Genomic DNA, 15,639 nt, shown 5'->3' with positions numbered 1-15,639 from the left:
AAACCCAGCAGATCCCGGAAACCGAGAAGCGACTCAGGGAAACCGTCACCAAACTCAGGAAGACCGTCTCGAACCAGAAAGCCGAGATCGAAGAACTCCGCCAGCTGGTCACCAACCTCACCCTCGCCAATGCCGTTCTCACCCAGAACACGGACGCTCCGATAGAACCTGACCCGGTTCCCGACAACATCTCCCGTTCCGCCGACCCACCATTTGAGGCCCTCCCACACACTGGGCCGCTCCGGTGCTCTCAAACCGGGTCGGCCCCTCTTCACTCTGCCCCCCCCCGGAGCAGCCTGCCGAGCCGAACACTCTCACTTGACAGAGAAGATCTCCGCCAGGTCGTAGCGGACCGGTTCCTCCAACTGGGCGTAGGTGCAGCTCTCCGGCGTGCGGTCCGGGCGCCAGCGGCGGAAACGGGCCGTGTGCCGGAACCGCGCCCCGTTCTCCATGTGGTCGTAGGCCACCTCGGCCACCCGCTCCGGCCGCAACGGCACCCAGGACAGGTCCTTCTTCCCCGACCAGCGGCTGGGCGCGCCGGGCAGCCGTGCCGCCTCGTGGGCCGCCTCGTCCGACCAGGCCGCCCACGGGTGCCCGGCCACGTCGTCCATCCGCAGCGGCTCCAGCTCCTCGATCAGCTCGGCACGCCGCTTCATCGGGAACGCGGCACACACACCGACGTGGTGCAGGGTGCCCCGGTCGTCGTACAGGCCGAGCAGCAGCGAGCCGACGACCGGGCCGCTCTTGTGGTGGCGGTACCCGGCGACCACCACGTCCGCCGTGCGCTCGTGCTTGACCTTGAACATGGCCCGCTCGTCCTGGAGATAGCGCAGTCCCAGCGGCTTGGCGACGATGCCGTCCAGGCCGGCGCCCTCGTACTGCTCGAACCACCGCCGGGCCACCTCGATGTCGGTCGTCGCGGGTGCCACGTGCACCGGGGCGGTCACCTCCGCCAGCGCCCGGACCAGCAGCGCGCGCCGGTCGGACAGCGGCACGTCGAGCAGTGACTCGCCGTCCAGGGCGAGCAGGTCGAAGACCACGAAGGAGGACGGGGTCCGCTCGGCCAGCATCCGCACCCGGGAGGCGGCCGGGTGGATCCGCTCGGTCAGCGCGTCGAAGTCCAGCCGGCCCTCCCGTGCGATCACGATCTCCCCGTCCAGCACGCACCGCTCGGGCAGCCGCTCCTTGAGCGCCTCGACCAGCTCGGGAAAGTACCTGGTCAGCGGCCTTCCGGTGCGGCTGCCGAGCTCCACCTCGGGGCCGTCGCGGAACACGATCGCCCGGAAGCCGTCCCACTTCGCCTCGTACTGCATGTCCGGCGGGATGCTCGCCACCGACTTGGCGAGCATCGGCTTCACGGGCGGCATCACCGGCAGGTCCATGCCTAGATTCTGCGCGCCCGCGCGCGTGCCCGCCCGGTGTGCGCGGTCGGCGCGCTGCCCCTACCGTGGCTCGCATGGGCGATGCGGTGGAACTGGAGGTGGGCGGCCGGACCGTACGGCTGTCCAGCCCGGACAAGGTCTTCTTTCCCGAGCGCGGACTCACCAAGCTGGACGTCGCCCGGTACTACCAGGCCGTCGCCCCCGGCATCCTGCGCGCCCTGCGCGACCGTCCCACCACCCTGGAGCGTTACCCGGACGGCATCACCGGCGAGTGGTTCTTCCAGAAACGGGCACCCAAGGGCATGCCCGCGTGGATTCCCACCGCCCACATCACCTTCCCCAGCGGGCGCAGCGCCGACGAGATGTGCCCCACCGAGGAGGCCGCCGTGGTGTGGGCCGCCCAGTACGGCACGCTCACCTTCCACCCCTGGCCGGTACGCCGCGACGACGTCGACCACCCCGACGAACTGCGCATCGACCTCGACCCCCAGCCCGGTACCGGCTTCACCGACGCCGTGCGCGCCGCCCACGAACTGCGGTCCGTGCTGGAGGAGTTCGGCGGTCTGCGCGGCTGGCCCAAGACCTCCGGCGGTCGCGGTCTGCACGTGTTCGTGCCGATCCAGCCGCGCTGGAGCTTCACCCAGGTACGACGCGCCGCGATCGCCGTGGGCCGCGAGATGGAACGCCGGATGCCCGAACAGGTGACGATCAAGTGGTGGAAGGAGGAGCGCGGCGCCCGTATCTTCCTGGACTACAACCAGACGGCCCGCGACCGCACCATCGCCTCCGCCTACTCCGTGCGCCCCCGCTCCCACGCCCCCGTCTCGGCACCCCTGCGCTGGGAGGAGGCCGACGCCGCACGGCCCGAGGACTTCGACGTGGCCACCATGCCGCCCCGGTTCGCCGAGGTCGGCGACGTGCACGCCGACATGGACGACCATGCCTTCTCCCTGGAGGCCCTGCTGGAACTGGCCGCCCAGGACGAGCGCGACCACGGGCTGGGCGATCTGCCCTATCCGCCGGAGTACCCGAAGATGCCCGGTGAGCCGAAACGGGTCCAGCCGAGCCGGGCGAAGAAGGAGGGCCCGGCCGCCGGTGAGTCCGCCGGCTGAGTGCGACGGCCGCCCTGGTGGCGGGCGCGTCGCGGCGCGAGAGCGCTCTCACGGCGGGCCCGGGCGCGGCTATCCTGATCCGCAACCGCCGGTGAGGAGCGCAGAAGTGACCGAGACAGCGTCCCGTCCCACGTTGGAGGCCGTGGCCGCGCGGGCAGGGGTGTCGCGGGCCACCGTGTCCCGGGTGGTGAACGGCGGGGACGGGGTGCGGGAGCCGCTGGCCGAGCGGGTGCGGCAAGCCGTGGAGGAACTCGGGTACGTGCCGAACCAGGCCGCCCGCAGCCTGGTGACCAAACGGCACGACGCCGTCGCCGTCGTCATCGCCGAACCGGAGCCCCGGGTCTTCGCCGACCCCTTCTTCGCACGGCAGCTGCGGGGCATCAGCAAGGAGCTGACCGCCCACGACTCGCAGCTCGTCCTGCTGCTGACGGAGGGACGCGACGACCACGCCAGGGTCGGGCGCTACCTCGCCGGCGGTCACGTCGACGGCGCGCTCGTGTTCTCGCTGCACCTCGACGACCCGCTGCCGGGGCTGATCCGGCGTGCCGGGGTGCCGACCGTGTTCGGCGGGCGGCCCGGCTGGAGCGACGACGCCGCCCCCGGCGCCGCGGACTTCGCGCGGACGGCCCAGAACCCCGCGGTCGTCTACGTCGACAGCGACAACCGGGGCGGGGCACGGGAGGCCGTGCGGTATCTGGTCGGCCTCGGCCGGACGAGGATCGGGCACATCACCGGAGCCCTCGACCAGACCTCGGCGGTGGACCGGCTCGACGGCTTCCGGGACGTGATGGCCGACGCGGATCCCCGGCTGATCGTGGAGAGCGACTTCACCCCGGCCGGCGGGGAGCGCGCCATGCGCGAACTCCTCGACCGCTGCCCGGACCTGGACGCGGTGTTCGCCGCCAACGACCTCACCGCCTCCGGAGCGCTGCGCGTGCTGCGTGAGCGCGGGCTGCGGGTGCCCGACGACGTCGCCGTGGTCGGCTTCGACGACATGCTGCCCGTGGCCGAGCAGACCGAGCCGCCGCTGACCACCGTGCGTCAGGACATCGAGGGGATGGGCCGGTTGATGGCCCGCCTCCTGCTGCGCGGCCTCGACGGGCACGGCGCCGAGGCCGGGGAGGGCGGTGCGCCGCGCGGTGTCGTCCTCCCGACCACCCTCGTACGGCGCGCGTCCGCGTGAGATCCGCCGGGCCGCCGGCACCGCCTCACGTCCGCGAAGGCGTGCTCCTGATCACCGCGAAGCGGGCGCCGTAGGGGTCGGCGAGCCTGGCGACACGGCCGACTCCCGTGACGTCGGTGGCGGGCACCCGGACCGTGCCGCCGAGTTCCTCGGCCCTGGCCACCGTCGCGTCCGTGTCCGGGACCTCGAAGTACGGCAGCCAGTACGCGCCCGTCTTGGCCTCGGTCGGGTCGTCGGAGAGGGCCACGATGCCGCCGAACATGGCGTCCTCGCCGCCCTCGGCGGGGTTGACGCACGTGTAGGTGCCGCCGGGGAAGGGCACCGCGGAGGTCTCCAGGCCCAGCACCTTGTGGTAGAACGCGGCCGCCGCGGCGATGTCCGGCGTGTACAGCTCGACCCAGCACAGCGAACCCGTCTCGCCGGCCAGGTCCACGCCCTTGATCCGCCCCGGCTGCCAGATGCCGAACGGCACGCCCGCCTTGTCGGCGAGGACCGCCATGTGGCCCTCGCCCATCACGTCCATGGGCTGGACCAGCACGGTGCCGTGCGCCTGTTCGACGGCCTTGGCGGTCGCCGCGGCGTCGGCGCTCTGGAAGTACACGGTCCAGGAGGGCGGCCCCTGATCCGGCATGGTCTGCATCCCGCCGGCCACCGTCCTGCCGTCGAGCTGGAAGAAGCCGTAGCCACCGGCCTGGGGCCCCGCCGACTGGAACCGCCAGCCGAAGAGAGCGCCGTAGAAGGAAGCGGCGCCGTCGATGTCGGGGGTGCCGACGTCGAGCCAGTTCGGAGCGCCGTTGACGAAACGGGTGGTGAGCATCCTTGCCCTCCTTCGAAGGAGCCCGGTTGTCTGCTCTGCCGAGTCTGTCACCGCCCACTGACAACCGCCGCCGCAACACGACGGCCCCGCCGCACCGGCGGCCCCGGGCGGCGGTGGAGTCCGGCTGTGTTTCCGGGGTGGTGTTCCGCGTGCCGCCGTGCGGGTGGGGTGGGTCTGAGGCCATCATCGGGGGTGGTGGGCGGCCGTGCGCGCCCGCGTTGATCCGGTGTTGAGTGAATGTTTCGCGCCACCCGGCACGATCCCGTTCATGCACTTCGAGACGACCACTCCGGCCGGCATCGCCTGGCAGGACCAGGCCCTGTGCGCGGAGACCGGGGCCGACTTCTTCTTCCCCGAGCCGGGCAGTTCGGTGCGCGAGGCGAAGCGCATCTGCGGAATGTGCGAGATGCGCTCGGCCTGCCTGGAGTACGCCCTCGCGAACGACGAGCGCTTCGGCGTCTGGGGCGGCCTGTCCGAGAAGGAACGGCAGGCCCTCGGGCGGGCCGGGCGGTCCGCCCCGTGCGCCAACGGCTGATCAGGCGCCGGCCCGCGCCGCCATCCGTGCCCGGCGCGCGGCGAGCCGCTCGTCGAACTTCGCGGCCTCCGCGTCCAGGCCGCCCATGAACAGGCCCAGCTCCTCCTGCGCCCGCAGGCCCTCGGGACCGAGGCCGTCGATCTCCAGGACCTTCAGGAAGCGCAGCACCGGCTGGAGCACGTCGTCGTGGTGGATGCGCAGGTTGTAGACCCCGCCGATGGCCATCTGCGCCGCCGCCCGCTCGAAACCGGGGATGCCGTGGCCGGGCATGCGGAAGTCGACCACCACGTCGCGCACCGCCTGCATGGTCAGGTCGGGCGCGATCTCGAACGCCGCCTTGAGCAGGTTGCGGTAGAAGACCATGTGCAGGTTCTCGTCGGTCGCGATGCGCGCCAGCATGCGGTCGCAGACCGGATCCCCGGACTGGTGCCCGGTGTTGCGGTGCGAGATGCGGGTGGCGAGCTCCTGGAAGGCGACGTACGCGACCGAGTGCAGCATCGAGTGCCGGTTGTCGGACTCGAAGCCCTCGCTCATGTGCGCCATCCGGAACTGCTCCAGCTTGTCCGGGTCGACCGCGCGCGAGGCGAGCAGGTAGTCGCGCATCACGATGCCGTGCCGGCCCTCCTCGGCCGTCCACCGGTGCACCCAGGTGCCCCAGGCGCCGTCCCGGCCGAACAGGGTGGCGATCTCGTGGTGGTAGCTGGGGAGGTTGTCCTCCGTCAGAAGGTTGACCACCAGGGCGATCCGGCCGACCTCCGTGACCTTGGACTGCTCCTTGTCCCAGGCCTCGCCGTCCTCGAAGAGACCGGGGAAGTTGCGGGCGTCGCTCCAGGGCACGTACTCGTGCGGCATCCAGTCCTTGGCGACGTTCAGATGCCGGTTCAGCTCCTGCTCGACCACTTCCTCCAGCGCGTACAGCAGCCGCGCGTCGGTCCATGCGGACTGGCTGCCGAGGTGAGGGGAGGTGAGGGTCACGGAAACTCCAGGGGGACGCGCGGGGAAACGGGAGCGGGCAGACGAAAGAGAACGGGCCCGGCGAGCGGTGCACAGGAACCTACGGGATCGTAGGCTACGAATCCGTAGGTTACGAATCCGTAGGTTAAGCTCGTCGTAAAGGTGGCTGATCAGACGGCTGCGGAAAAAGAGTTGACGGGCTCCCGGACACGCCGGAGCAGCGCAGGTCCCGCGGCCGGGACAGGCGCCGTCCACCTCGTCAGACGTACAACTCCCGCAGCCGTACCGAGAGACAGGTCACACAGCCCTCGAGCTTCTCGAACTCGCCGATGTCCACCACGACCGGCTCGAATCCGAGGTCGCCCAGCAGTTCCGCCGTCTTCGGCGCGCTCGCCGCCATCAGCAGCCTGCTGCCGCCGAGCAGCACCACATGGCTGCCGGACTCCTCCGGCACCGGCAGGAAACGCGGGTACAGCGACGGCGTGTCCACCTTCGGGATGTGCCCGATGACCGTCCCGTCGGGCAGCGCCGTCACCGCCGACTTCAGGTGCAGCACCTTGCTCACCGGTACGGTCACGACCCGCGCCCCGAGCGGTTCGAACACCGCCCGCAACTGCTGCACGCCGGCCGCGTTGGTGCGCCCGCCGCGGCCGACGTAGACCGTGTCACCGACCTTCAGCACGTCCCCGCCGTCCAGGGTGCCCGGCTCCCAGACCCAGTTGACCGAGCAGCCGAGACGGGCCACGGCCTGCTCCACCCCGGCGGTCTCGCCGCGCCGGGACCGGGCGCCCGGGCGGGTGATCAGGGCGACGTTCCGGTACACGACGACGGCGTCCTCCACGAACACCGCGTCGGGGCAGTCGTCGGCCGGTTCGACCTCGACCGTCTCCCAGTCGTGCCCGCGCAGCGCCTCGACGTACGCCTCCCACTGCCGCACCGCGAGGGCGACGTCGACCTTCTCCCGCTCGACATGGGTCACCAGCCCTTCGGCGAGACGCGGACCGGGGCGGCGGACGAGGGCCTTCTTACTGGGCACGAGGGGCCTTTCGGATCAGCGCACGGGCGGGCACCGGCGCGGCCGTGACCGCGCCGGTCCGCCATCATGCGCCAGGCGCCCGCCCGGACAAAAGCCCACGGCCCTAGGCGGGATCCGTGAGGGACTCCCAGGTGGTTTCCCGCAGTTCCCCTTCCTCCAGCAGCAGCCAGCGGGTGATGCCGACGGACTCCAGGAACGGCAGGTCGTGGCTGGCCACGATCAGGGCGCCCTCGTAGGAGTCCAGGGCGGTCGTCAGCCGGCGCACGCTCGCCATGTCCAGGTTGTTGGTCGGCTCGTCGAGCATGAGCAACTGCGGCGCGGGCTCCGCCAGCAGCAGCGCGGCCAGCGTGGCCCGGAACCGTTCCCCGCCGGACAGCGTCGCCGCCTGCTGGTCGGCGCGGGCGCCCCGGAACAGGAAGCGGGCCAGCTGGGCCCGGATCCGGTTGTGGGTGGCGCCCGGCGCCAGACGGGCCACGTTCTCGGCCACGCTCAGCTCGCCGTCGAGGATGTCCAGCCGCTGCGGCAGGAACCGCACCGGCACCTGCGCGGCCACCTCGCCCGCCACCGGCGGCAGCTCCCCGGCGACGGTGCGCAGCAGTGTCGTCTTGCCGGCGCCGTTGCGCCCGACCAGCGCGACACGCTCCGGACCGTGCAGGTCCAGACCTCCGTCCACGCGCGCGCCGTACGCGAGTTCCAGATCCCGCAGGGTGAGCACGGTACGGCCCGGCGGTACCGCCGTGTACGGGAGGTCGACGCGGATCTCGTCGTCGTCCCGTACCGCCTCCACCGCCTCGTCGAGCCGCTCCCTCGCCTCGGCCAGCCGCTCCTCGTGCATGATGCGGTGCTTGCCCGCGGACTCCTGCGCCGAGCGCTTGCGGGCGCCCATGACGATCTTCGGCTCGCGCTTCTGGTCCCACATCTTCTGGCCGTACCGCTTGCGCCGGGCCAGTTTGACCTGGGCGTCGGACAGTTCGCGCCGCTGCCTGCGCAGGTCGGCCTCGGCGACGCGCACCATGCGCTCGGCCGCCTCCTGCTCCAGGGCGAGGGCCGCCTCGTACGCCGAGAAGTTCCCGCCGTACCAGGTGACCCGGCCGGAGCTGAGGTCGGCGATCTGGTCGACCAGTTCCAGCAGTTCGCGGTCGTGGCTGACCACGACCAGCACGCCCGGCCAGGACTCGACGGCCGAGCACAGGCGGCGGCGCGCGTACAGGTCGAGGTTGTTGGTCGGCTCGTCAAGGAGCAGCACGTCCGGTCGGCGCAGCAGCAGCGCGGCCAGCCGCAGCAGCACCGACTCGCCGCCCGAGACCTCGCCGACGGTGCGGTCCAGGTCGATGCGGCCGAGCCCGAGCTCGCCGAGGGTGGCCAGGGCGCGCTCCTCCACGTCCCAGTCGTCGCCGACCGTCTCGAAGTGCTCCTCGGCGACGTCGCCGGCCTCGATGGCGTGCAGCGCGGCCCGCTGCGCGGCGATGCCGAGCGCCTCGTCGACCCGCAGCCCGGTGTCGAGCGTGACGTTCTGCGGAAGGTATCCCACCTCGCCGGCGACGCGGACGGTACCGCCGACCGGTCCGAGCTCGCCGGCGATCAGTTTCAACAGAGTGGACTTTCCCGAACCGTTGACGCCGACCAGGCCGGTCCTGCCGGGGCCGAAGGCGAGGTCGAGGCCGGTGAGGACGGGACTGCCGTCGGGCCAGGCGAAGGAGAGGGAGGTACAGGTGATGGATGAGGACATGGACGCCTCGCGATCGATGGTGGTGTCAGGGGGCAGACGCGTGTGAGACACCGCGGGGCGAGGTCACCGTGCTGGAGGGGGCCACGGGGCAGGAGAAGAGCCCTGGGCCATGTCCTTCGGGACGGCTCGGACGCCGAGGTCGCGCGCCACGCACACACCTGACCGGTGCGACGCGGTGCCTCAGGACCTCAGACGAGCAACGTCCTTCTCCAATCGGCGGCAACAGGACCGCTGCAAACGCTAGGAGGGGCCGGGACACCTGTCAACGGAATAATGGGCGGGTCCGAGCCCTCGCCGAAGGAGTCCCCCGTGCCCGACGGTTCGCTCTCGCTGCCCTCCCGCCTCTACCTGCTGGCCTGGGACACCGAGCGTCTGAAGATCACCGGCACCGCCCAGCTGCACCACCTGGTCCAGGCCGGCGCCCTGACCGAGCTGGCCCAGCGCGGGCTGCTGGTCGACGACGACGGTGTCGCCGCACCGGCCGGCCTGGACGCCGAAGCCGGCGACCCGGTGCTCGACGGGCTGCTCGAACTCGTCCGGGAGTCCCGGCCCCGCCGCTGGAAGACCTGGGTGACGCTGCACGCCCGGATCACCCTCGACGCCGTGCGCGGGCAGTTGGCCGCCGAGGGGGTGCTGCGCGCCGAGCGGCGCCGGGTGCTCGGTGTTCTTCCGTCCGTGTCCTACACCTTGGAGCGCGTCGCCGTCGTGGACGCGTTGCGGGAGGAGGCCCGCCGGGCGCTGGAGGGCCCGCTGCCGGCCGCGGAGGTCTCCGAGCGCGACGCGGCCGTCGTCGCCCTCGCGGCCGCCGCCGAACTGCGCACCGTGGTGCCCGCCAAGGAGCGCAGGCGCCACAAGCAGCGCGTCGAGGAGCTGACCGAGCGCAGCGGAGCCGCGGCCCCCGCGCTGCGCAAGGTGGTGCGCGAGGTGAGCGCGGCGGTGGTCATGACGGCCGCGGCGGCGTCCGCCGCGGCGGGAGGCTGAGCGGGGCGGTCAGCAGGCGTCCCGCATCAGCTCCGCGAGATCGTGGTCCAGGTCGAGCTGGAGGTGTTCCAGACCGAGCGGCACCAGTTCGCGCGTGGCCTCCAGGAAGCGTCGTATCTCACCGCTGCGGACGTGCACCACGGCCGTGCCCTCGGGGGCGTGGAACTCCAGGACGGTGCGGTCGTACCCGTACGGCCGCACCCGCACGTCGCCCTGGCCCTCGGCCTCCCGCAGGCCGGCCGTCAGCAGGTCACGGGCGAAGAGCCAGCAGACCTCGACGCCTTCGAGGGTGGCCGGGGCCGGGAAGGACATACGGACGGCGAACGGGTCGCGCCGGTCGTAGTGCAGCGTGGCGGGAATGCTGTGCATCCGTGGCGTGGCGGAGACCAGGCGCGCCTCCACGGACTGCTCGATGACAGTGGACAAGGCCTTGCTCCCTTGTGACGGCTGGACGAACCTCCGGGCGGATGAGGCCGTGCACTGGAAGAGACGACGGAAGTCGCCGATCCGTGCACACGAGGAGAGAGTGACCTGCGTCACCGCGTTCATTCCTGTGAGTGACGCGAATCCCGTGTCGCTCGACTGGGGGACTGGATATCGCCCGATATGGCGAATCAATCCAGAATTGCGGGTATCCGTTCCTTGCACAGAGAGGAAGTGAACGGCATGCCACGCGGTTCCAGTTCCAAGCGCGAGCGCCAGTACGAGCACATCAAGCAGAGCGCCCAGGACCGGGGGGAGGGTACCGAACGCGCCAGGGAGATCGCCGCGCGCACGGTGAACAAGGAGCGCGCCCGCAGCGGCGAGTCGAAGACCGCCGGCCGCACCTCCACCCAGGACATGTCCTCCGGCAGGCGGGGCGGTCAGCGCTCGGGCCGGGGCTCCGAGGGGCCCACCTACGACCAGCTCTACGAGGAGGCCAAGCGGCGCAACATCCATGGCCGGTCGGACATGAACAAGCAGCAGCTGCGGCAGGCCCTGGGCAAAGGCTGACCCCCGCGCCGTGCCCGGCGGGCCCGCGTCCGGTCAGGAACGCGGGCCCGTTCGCCGTACCGACTGCGCGAGGCCGTACGCTCGGCCACCATGACGACGACCGTACGCGTGCCCGAGGGCTGGCCCGCCACCGAGGAGGAAGCCCGCGCCGTCCAGGACGAGCTGCGCGGACGGGTGGTGCGGGACGAGCCGGGGCCGCCGCCCGGGACGGGCCACGTCACGGGGGTCGACGTCGCCTACGACGACGAGCGGGACCTCGTCGCGGCGGCGGCCGTCGTCCTGGACGCGGCCACCCTGCGCACCGTCGCCGAGACCACCGCCGTGGGGCGGATCTCCTTCCCGTACGTGCCCGGACTGCTGGCCTTCCGCGAGATCCCCACCGTGCTCGCCGCGCTGGACGCCCTGCCCGTCGCGGCCGGCCTCGTCGTCTGCGACGGCTACGGCCTGGCCCACCCGCGGCGCTTCGGACTGGCGAGCCACCTCGGTGTGCTGACCGGACTGCCGACGATCGGCGTCGCCAAGAACCCGTTCACCTTCACCCACGAGGACCCGGACACCCCGCGCGGCAGCGCCTCCCCGCTGCTCGCGGGCCCTGACGAGGTCGGCCGGGCCCTGCGCACCCGGGACGGCGTCAAGCCGGTCTTCGTCTCCGTCGGCCACCGGGTGACCCTGGACAACGCCTGCGCCCACACCCTCGCCCTCACCCCGGCCTACCGCCTCCCGGAGACGACCCGCCGCGCCGACGCCCTGTGCCGCCGCGCCCTGCGCGAGGCGACGGCCCCAGGCCAATAGACACCTGGTGCCGCGACAGGCAACGTTTGCCCCGCCGCGACGCCCGGCACGCTCCCCCAAGCTCTTCGAGCAGGGGGGACCCCCAGAGCACGCACCTGACGCCGCGAGGCCCGCCCTCCGGGCGGACGACGGGAGTTTGACGACAGGACCTAGCGGCTCGTCGCGATCCGGAACGTGATGCCCGCCCGGCGCAGGCGGTCGACGAGGGCGTCGCCCATGGCCACCGCCGTGGTGACCTGGCCCGCCGTCGGCGGGAGGTCGTCCAGGGCCAGCGAGAGCGCCGCCTCGGCGAACATCTTCGCCGTCTCGCCGTACCCGGGGTCGCCGCCCGCGACCTCGGTGAACACCCGCCGTCCGCCGCCCTCGCCCACGAACCGCAGCGAGAACCAGCTCCTGGCCCGCTTCTCCTCGCTCGGCCCCTCACCGGGACGCAGCCGTCCGGACAACCAGCGCCGGGCGGGCGGCAGCTGGGCGGCGGCCATGACCGCGCCGAGGGCCGCGGCGCCGCCCACCGCGACCGGCAGGTGCCGCACGGCCGCGTAGTGGCGGTAGCGGAAGTCGGGGCCGTAACGTTCCAGCACGCGCGCGGAGCGCCGCACGATCTGCGGGTCGATGGTCGGCAGCGGCACCGCCCAGGCGCCCACCTCCCCGGCGAACCGCGGCGCCCCTGTCGGAGCGGCCGCCCGCCGCCCCAGCAGCCGCGGCTCGTGCCGTGCGCGGTCCCGCGCCGCGGCCCGTATCCGCAGCGGACGGGCGAACTGGCCGAGCGCCGACGCGAGGGTCCCACCCGAGACGGCGGCGTCAGCCCGGACGAACCCGTCCACGGTCAGCGGTACGCCCTCCGGCAGTTGCCGGACGGTGAAGTACACGCCCAGGTCGGCCGGGACGGAGTCGAAGCCGCAGGCGTGCACCAGGCGCGCCCCGGTCTCGCGCGCGCGTGCGTCGTGCCGGACGTACACCAGGTCCACGAACTCGGGTTCGCCGCACAGGTCCAGGTAGTCCGTGCCGCTGTCGGCGCAGGCGGCGACGAGTTCCTCGCCCGCGTCCGCGTACGGGCCCACGGTGGTGGCCAGCACGCGAGCCTGCCGGGTGAGGTCGCGCAGGGAGTCCGGGTCGGCCACGTCGGCGCGCAGCACTCCGACGGACGCACCCGAGGGCAGCCGCTCGCGCAGTTCCCTCAGCCGTTCCTCGCTGCGGCCGGCGATCGCCCAGCGCAGCCCCTCGGGGGCGTGCGCGGCGAGGTACTCGGCGGTGAGCGCCCCCACGAAGCCCGTGGCTCCGAAGAGGACGACGTCGTACGGACGGTCGGAGTCTTTCAGCCTGCTCATGACACTCCTCGCTCTCGCAGCCCGCGCCGCTGTGCGTGGCCGAGGCTAGCGTGAGGGGTGCGCGGTCCGGCGGGCGAGGTCCCGGGGGTGACGGTCCGGCGCTGCGGGATACGGCCACGAGGCCGCCGGGTACGTCTTCGGTACGCCGGGCTGAGCGCTTGCTCGCCGAGGGCTTGTATCCACTGGAACACGTTCTTAGCATCATCGGTGTTACATCAGTTGTGTCACAGTGAGGGGACCTGATGGCGACGGCAGAGGCGGCGGGTCGGCAGGGCCCGCTGACCGGTGTGCGCGTGGTCGAACTGGCCGGCATCGGCCCCGGCCCCTTCGCCGCGATGCTCCTGGCCGACCTGGGCGCCGACGTCGTCCGGGTGGACCGCCCCGGCGGCGGGGGACTGGGCATCGACCCCGCCCACGACCTCACCAACCGCAACAAGCGCTCGGTGGTCGTCGACCTCAAGTCCCCGGCCGGCCCCGCACGCGTCCTCGACCTCGCCGCCCGCGCCGACGTCCTCATCGAGGGCTACCGCCCCGGTGTCGCCGAGCGCCTCGGCGTCGGCCCCGGGGCCTGCCACGCCCGCAACCCGCGGCTGGTCTACGCCCGTATGACCGGATGGGGCCAGGACGGACCGCTCGCCCCGCGCGCGGGACACGACATCGCCTACATCGCGGTGACCGGCACCCTCGGCATGATCGGCGAACCGGGCACGCCCCCGGCCGTCCCCGCCAACCTCCTCGGCGACTACGCCGGCGGCTCCCTCTACCTCGTGGTCGGTGTCCTCGCCGCACTGCACCACGCGCGCGCGACCGGCACCGGCCAGGTCGTGGACGCCGCGATCGTCGACGGCACCGCCCACCTCTCCGCGATGATCCACGGCATGCTCGCCGCCGACGCCTGGCAGGACCGCCGCGGTGCCAACCTCCTGGACGGCGGCTGCCCGTACTACGGCACCTACGAGACTGCGGACGGCCGCTACATGGCGGTCGGCGCCCTGGAGCAGCGGTTCTACGACGAGTTCACCGCATTGCTCGGTCTGGAGGAGCACGCCGGGGCCCGTACCGACCTTGCCCGCTGGGGGGAACTGCGCGAGGCCGTCGCCGCCCGCTTCAAGTCCCGCACCCAGCAGGAGTGGACCACCGTCTTCCAGGGCTCCGACGCCTGTGTGGCCCCCGTGCTGTCCCTGCGCGAGGCCCCGCACCACCCGCACCTCGCCGCCCGCGGCACCTTCACGGAGCACGCCGGCCTCACCCAGCCCGCCCCCGCACCCCGCTTCTCGGCCACCCCCACCGCCGTGCGCGCAGGCCCCGCCCTGCCCGGCGCCGGCACGGCGGACGTGGCCCGCGACTGGGACCTGCCCGCGCTCCTGGAGGACGAGGACGGGGAGCACGGGGACGGGGAGCACGAGTACGGCGAGGACGGGGAGGACCGCTCCTGACGGACCCACGACCGCGACCCGCCCCCGGACCCACCCCCCGGCCCGACCCGGCTCCTCCCCCCGTCCCCAGGACACCACCCTCGTCGAAAGGCTTGTCAGTGAGCACCGAAGCGTATGTGTACGACGCGATCCGCACCCCGCGCGGGCGCGGCAAGGCCAACGGCGCCCTGCACGGCACGAAGCCCATCGACCTGGTCGTCGGCCTCATCCACGAGATCCGCGACCGCTTCCCCGGACTCGACCCGGCCGCCGTCGACGACATCGTGCTCGGCGTCGTCGGCCCGATCGGCGACCAGGGCTCCGACATCGCCCGGATCGCCGCCGTCGCCGCGGGACTGCCGGACACGGTGGCCGGTGTGCAGGAGAACCGCTTCTGCGCCTCCGGCCTGGAAGCCGTCAACCTGGCCGCCGCCAAGGTGCGCTCCGGCTGGGAGGACCTGGTCCTCGCGGGCGGCGTCGAGTCGATGTCCCGGGTGCCGATGGCCTCCGACGGGGGCGCCTGGTTCAACGACCCGATGACCAACCTCGCCGTCAACTTCGTGCCCCAGGGCATCGGCGCCGACCTGATCGCCACCATCGAGGGCTTCTCCCGGCGGGACGTCGACGAGTACGCCGCCCTGTCCCAGGAGCGCGCGGTCACCGCCTGGAAGGAGGGCCGCTTCGACCGCTCCGTCGTCCCGGTCAGGGACCGCAACGGGCTCGTCGTCCTCGACCGCGACGAGCACCCCCGCCCCGGCACCACCGCCGACTCCCTCGCGAAGCTCAAGCCGTCCTTCGCGGACATCGGCGAGCTGGGCGGCTTCGACGCCGTCGCCCTGCAGAAGTACCACTGGGTGGAGAAGATCGACCACGTCCACCACGCGGGCAACTCCTCCGGCATCGTGGACGGCGCCTCGCTCGTCGCCGTCGGCTCCCGCGAGGTCGGCGAGCGGTACGGCCTGACCCCCCGCGCGCGGATCATCTCCGCCGCCGTCTCCGGCTCCGAGCCCACCATCATGCTCACCGGGCCCGCGCCCGCCACCCGCAAGGCGCTCGCCAAGGCCGGCCTGACCATCGACGACATCGACCTCGTCGAGATCAACGAGGCGTTCGCGGCGGTCGTGCTGCGCTTCGCGAAGGACATGGGCCTGTCCCTGGACAAGGTCAACGTCAACGGCGGCGCCATCGCGCTGGGCCACCCGCTCGGCGCCACCGGCGCGATGATCCTCGGCACCCTCGTGGACGAACTGGAGCGCCAGGACAAGCGCTACGGCCTCGCGACCCTCTGCGTCGGCGGCGGCATGGGCGTCGCCACGATCGTCGAGCGCGTCTGACCCGCCCCCAGCGGCTCCCTCAGAACCCAGACTTCAACGGAGACCCCG

Annotated in this window: 15 protein-coding genes; 8 read left to right on the top strand and 7 right to left on the bottom strand. The window is 72.6% G+C overall.

Annotated features, from left to right (window positions below; translation table 11 throughout):
- Positions 1 to 314: 314 nt before the first annotated feature.
- Positions 315 to 1,382, bottom strand: a complete 1,068-nt coding sequence (locus tag ACTYVM_RS23400) for an ATP-dependent DNA ligase (protein ID WP_445527820.1) — start codon at positions 1,380 to 1,382, stop codon at positions 315 to 317.
- 74 nt (positions 1,383 to 1,456) lie between these two features.
- On the opposite strand from ACTYVM_RS23400, the gene ligD reads away from it, so the two are divergent.
- Together ligD and ACTYVM_RS23390 are read left to right on the top strand one after the other, a co-directional pair.
- Complete coding sequence (ligD, locus tag ACTYVM_RS23395; protein WP_445527819.1) at positions 1,457 to 2,494, top strand: non-homologous end-joining DNA ligase; 1,038 nt, start codon at positions 1,457 to 1,459, stop codon at positions 2,492 to 2,494.
- Positions 2,495 to 2,600: 106 nt separating this feature from the next.
- Positions 2,601 to 3,677, top strand: a complete 1,077-nt coding sequence (locus ACTYVM_RS23390) for a LacI family DNA-binding transcriptional regulator (protein ID WP_445527818.1) — start codon at positions 2,601 to 2,603, stop codon at positions 3,675 to 3,677.
- Between the two features lie 25 nt (positions 3,678 to 3,702).
- Here the strand turns inward: ACTYVM_RS23390 and ACTYVM_RS23385 are convergent, their stop codons facing one another.
- Positions 3,703 to 4,494 carry a VOC family protein gene (locus tag ACTYVM_RS23385; protein WP_445527817.1) on the bottom strand — a complete coding sequence of 264 codons (792 nt, stop codon included), beginning with the start codon at positions 4,492 to 4,494 and terminating at the stop codon, positions 3,703 to 3,705.
- Between the two features lie 268 nt (positions 4,495 to 4,762).
- Here ACTYVM_RS23385 and ACTYVM_RS23380 point away from each other — a divergent pair, with 268 nt between their 5' ends.
- Complete coding sequence (locus ACTYVM_RS23380; RefSeq protein ID WP_400031312.1) at positions 4,763 to 5,029, top strand: WhiB family transcriptional regulator; 267 nt, start codon at positions 4,763 to 4,765, stop codon at positions 5,027 to 5,029.
- On the opposite strand, the gene ACTYVM_RS23375 is transcribed toward ACTYVM_RS23380, so the two are convergent.
- The 3 genes from ACTYVM_RS23375 to ACTYVM_RS23365 form a co-directional block, all read right to left on the bottom strand.
- Positions 5,030 to 6,004, bottom strand: coding sequence for an acyl-ACP desaturase (locus tag ACTYVM_RS23375; protein ID WP_445527816.1), 975 nt, complete (start codon positions 6,002 to 6,004; stop codon positions 5,030 to 5,032).
- Between the two features lie 238 nt (positions 6,005 to 6,242).
- A complete protein-coding gene (ddaH, locus tag ACTYVM_RS23370) occupies positions 6,243 to 7,019 on the bottom strand; it encodes a dimethylargininase (protein WP_445527815.1) in 777 nt (258 codons plus the stop codon).
- A gap of 103 nt (positions 7,020 to 7,122) precedes the next feature.
- Positions 7,123 to 8,748 carry an ABC-F family ATP-binding cassette domain-containing protein gene (locus tag ACTYVM_RS23365; protein WP_445527814.1) on the bottom strand — a complete coding sequence of 542 codons (1,626 nt, stop codon included), beginning with the start codon at positions 8,746 to 8,748 and terminating at the stop codon, positions 7,123 to 7,125.
- 309 nt (positions 8,749 to 9,057) lie between these two features.
- Here ACTYVM_RS23365 and ACTYVM_RS23360 point away from each other — a divergent pair, with 309 nt between their 5' ends.
- Complete coding sequence (locus ACTYVM_RS23360) at positions 9,058 to 9,729, top strand: GOLPH3/VPS74 family protein (RefSeq protein WP_445527813.1); 672 nt, start codon at positions 9,058 to 9,060, stop codon at positions 9,727 to 9,729.
- 9 nt (positions 9,730 to 9,738) lie between these two features.
- On the opposite strand, the gene ssgD is transcribed toward ACTYVM_RS23360, so the two are convergent.
- A complete protein-coding gene (gene ssgD / locus ACTYVM_RS23355; RefSeq protein WP_445527812.1) occupies positions 9,739 to 10,155 on the bottom strand; it encodes a spore wall synthesis regulator SsgD in 417 nt (138 codons plus the stop codon).
- A gap of 240 nt (positions 10,156 to 10,395) precedes the next feature.
- Here ssgD and ACTYVM_RS23350 point away from each other — a divergent pair, with 240 nt between their 5' ends.
- Together ACTYVM_RS23350 and ACTYVM_RS23345 are read left to right on the top strand one after the other, a co-directional pair.
- Positions 10,396 to 10,722 (top strand): plasmid stabilization protein, encoded by a 327-nt coding sequence (locus ACTYVM_RS23350; protein WP_400031325.1) that lies wholly within the window; start codon positions 10,396 to 10,398, stop codon positions 10,720 to 10,722.
- 90 nt (positions 10,723 to 10,812) lie between these two features.
- On the top strand, positions 10,813 to 11,514 hold the full coding sequence (locus ACTYVM_RS23345) for an endonuclease V (protein WP_445527811.1): 702 nt from the start codon (positions 10,813 to 10,815) through the stop codon (positions 11,512 to 11,514).
- Positions 11,515 to 11,663: 149 nt separating this feature from the next.
- Here ACTYVM_RS23345 and ACTYVM_RS23340 read toward each other — a convergent pair whose 3' ends face one another.
- The gene (locus ACTYVM_RS23340) at positions 11,664 to 12,842 is read right to left on the bottom strand and encodes a saccharopine dehydrogenase family protein (RefSeq protein ID WP_445527810.1); all 1,179 of its coding nucleotides are present in this window, start codon (positions 12,840 to 12,842) and stop codon (positions 11,664 to 11,666) included.
- Between the two features lie 242 nt (positions 12,843 to 13,084).
- Here ACTYVM_RS23340 and ACTYVM_RS23335 point away from each other — a divergent pair, with 242 nt between their 5' ends.
- Together ACTYVM_RS23335 and ACTYVM_RS23330 are read left to right on the top strand one after the other, a co-directional pair.
- Entirely contained in the window at positions 13,085 to 14,278 is a 1,194-nt protein-coding gene (locus ACTYVM_RS23335; protein WP_445527809.1) for a CaiB/BaiF CoA transferase family protein, read from the top strand.
- Positions 14,279 to 14,376: 98 nt separating this feature from the next.
- Positions 14,377 to 15,591 (top strand): acetyl-CoA C-acetyltransferase, encoded by a 1,215-nt coding sequence (locus ACTYVM_RS23330; RefSeq protein ID WP_400031334.1) that lies wholly within the window; start codon positions 14,377 to 14,379, stop codon positions 15,589 to 15,591.
- Positions 15,592 to 15,639 lie beyond the last annotated feature (48 nt).

This window comes from Streptomyces cyslabdanicus (assembly GCF_052663305.1).
The sequence above is the reverse complement of the archived record's forward strand: the minus strand, read 5'-3'. Positions and strand labels throughout refer to the sequence as shown.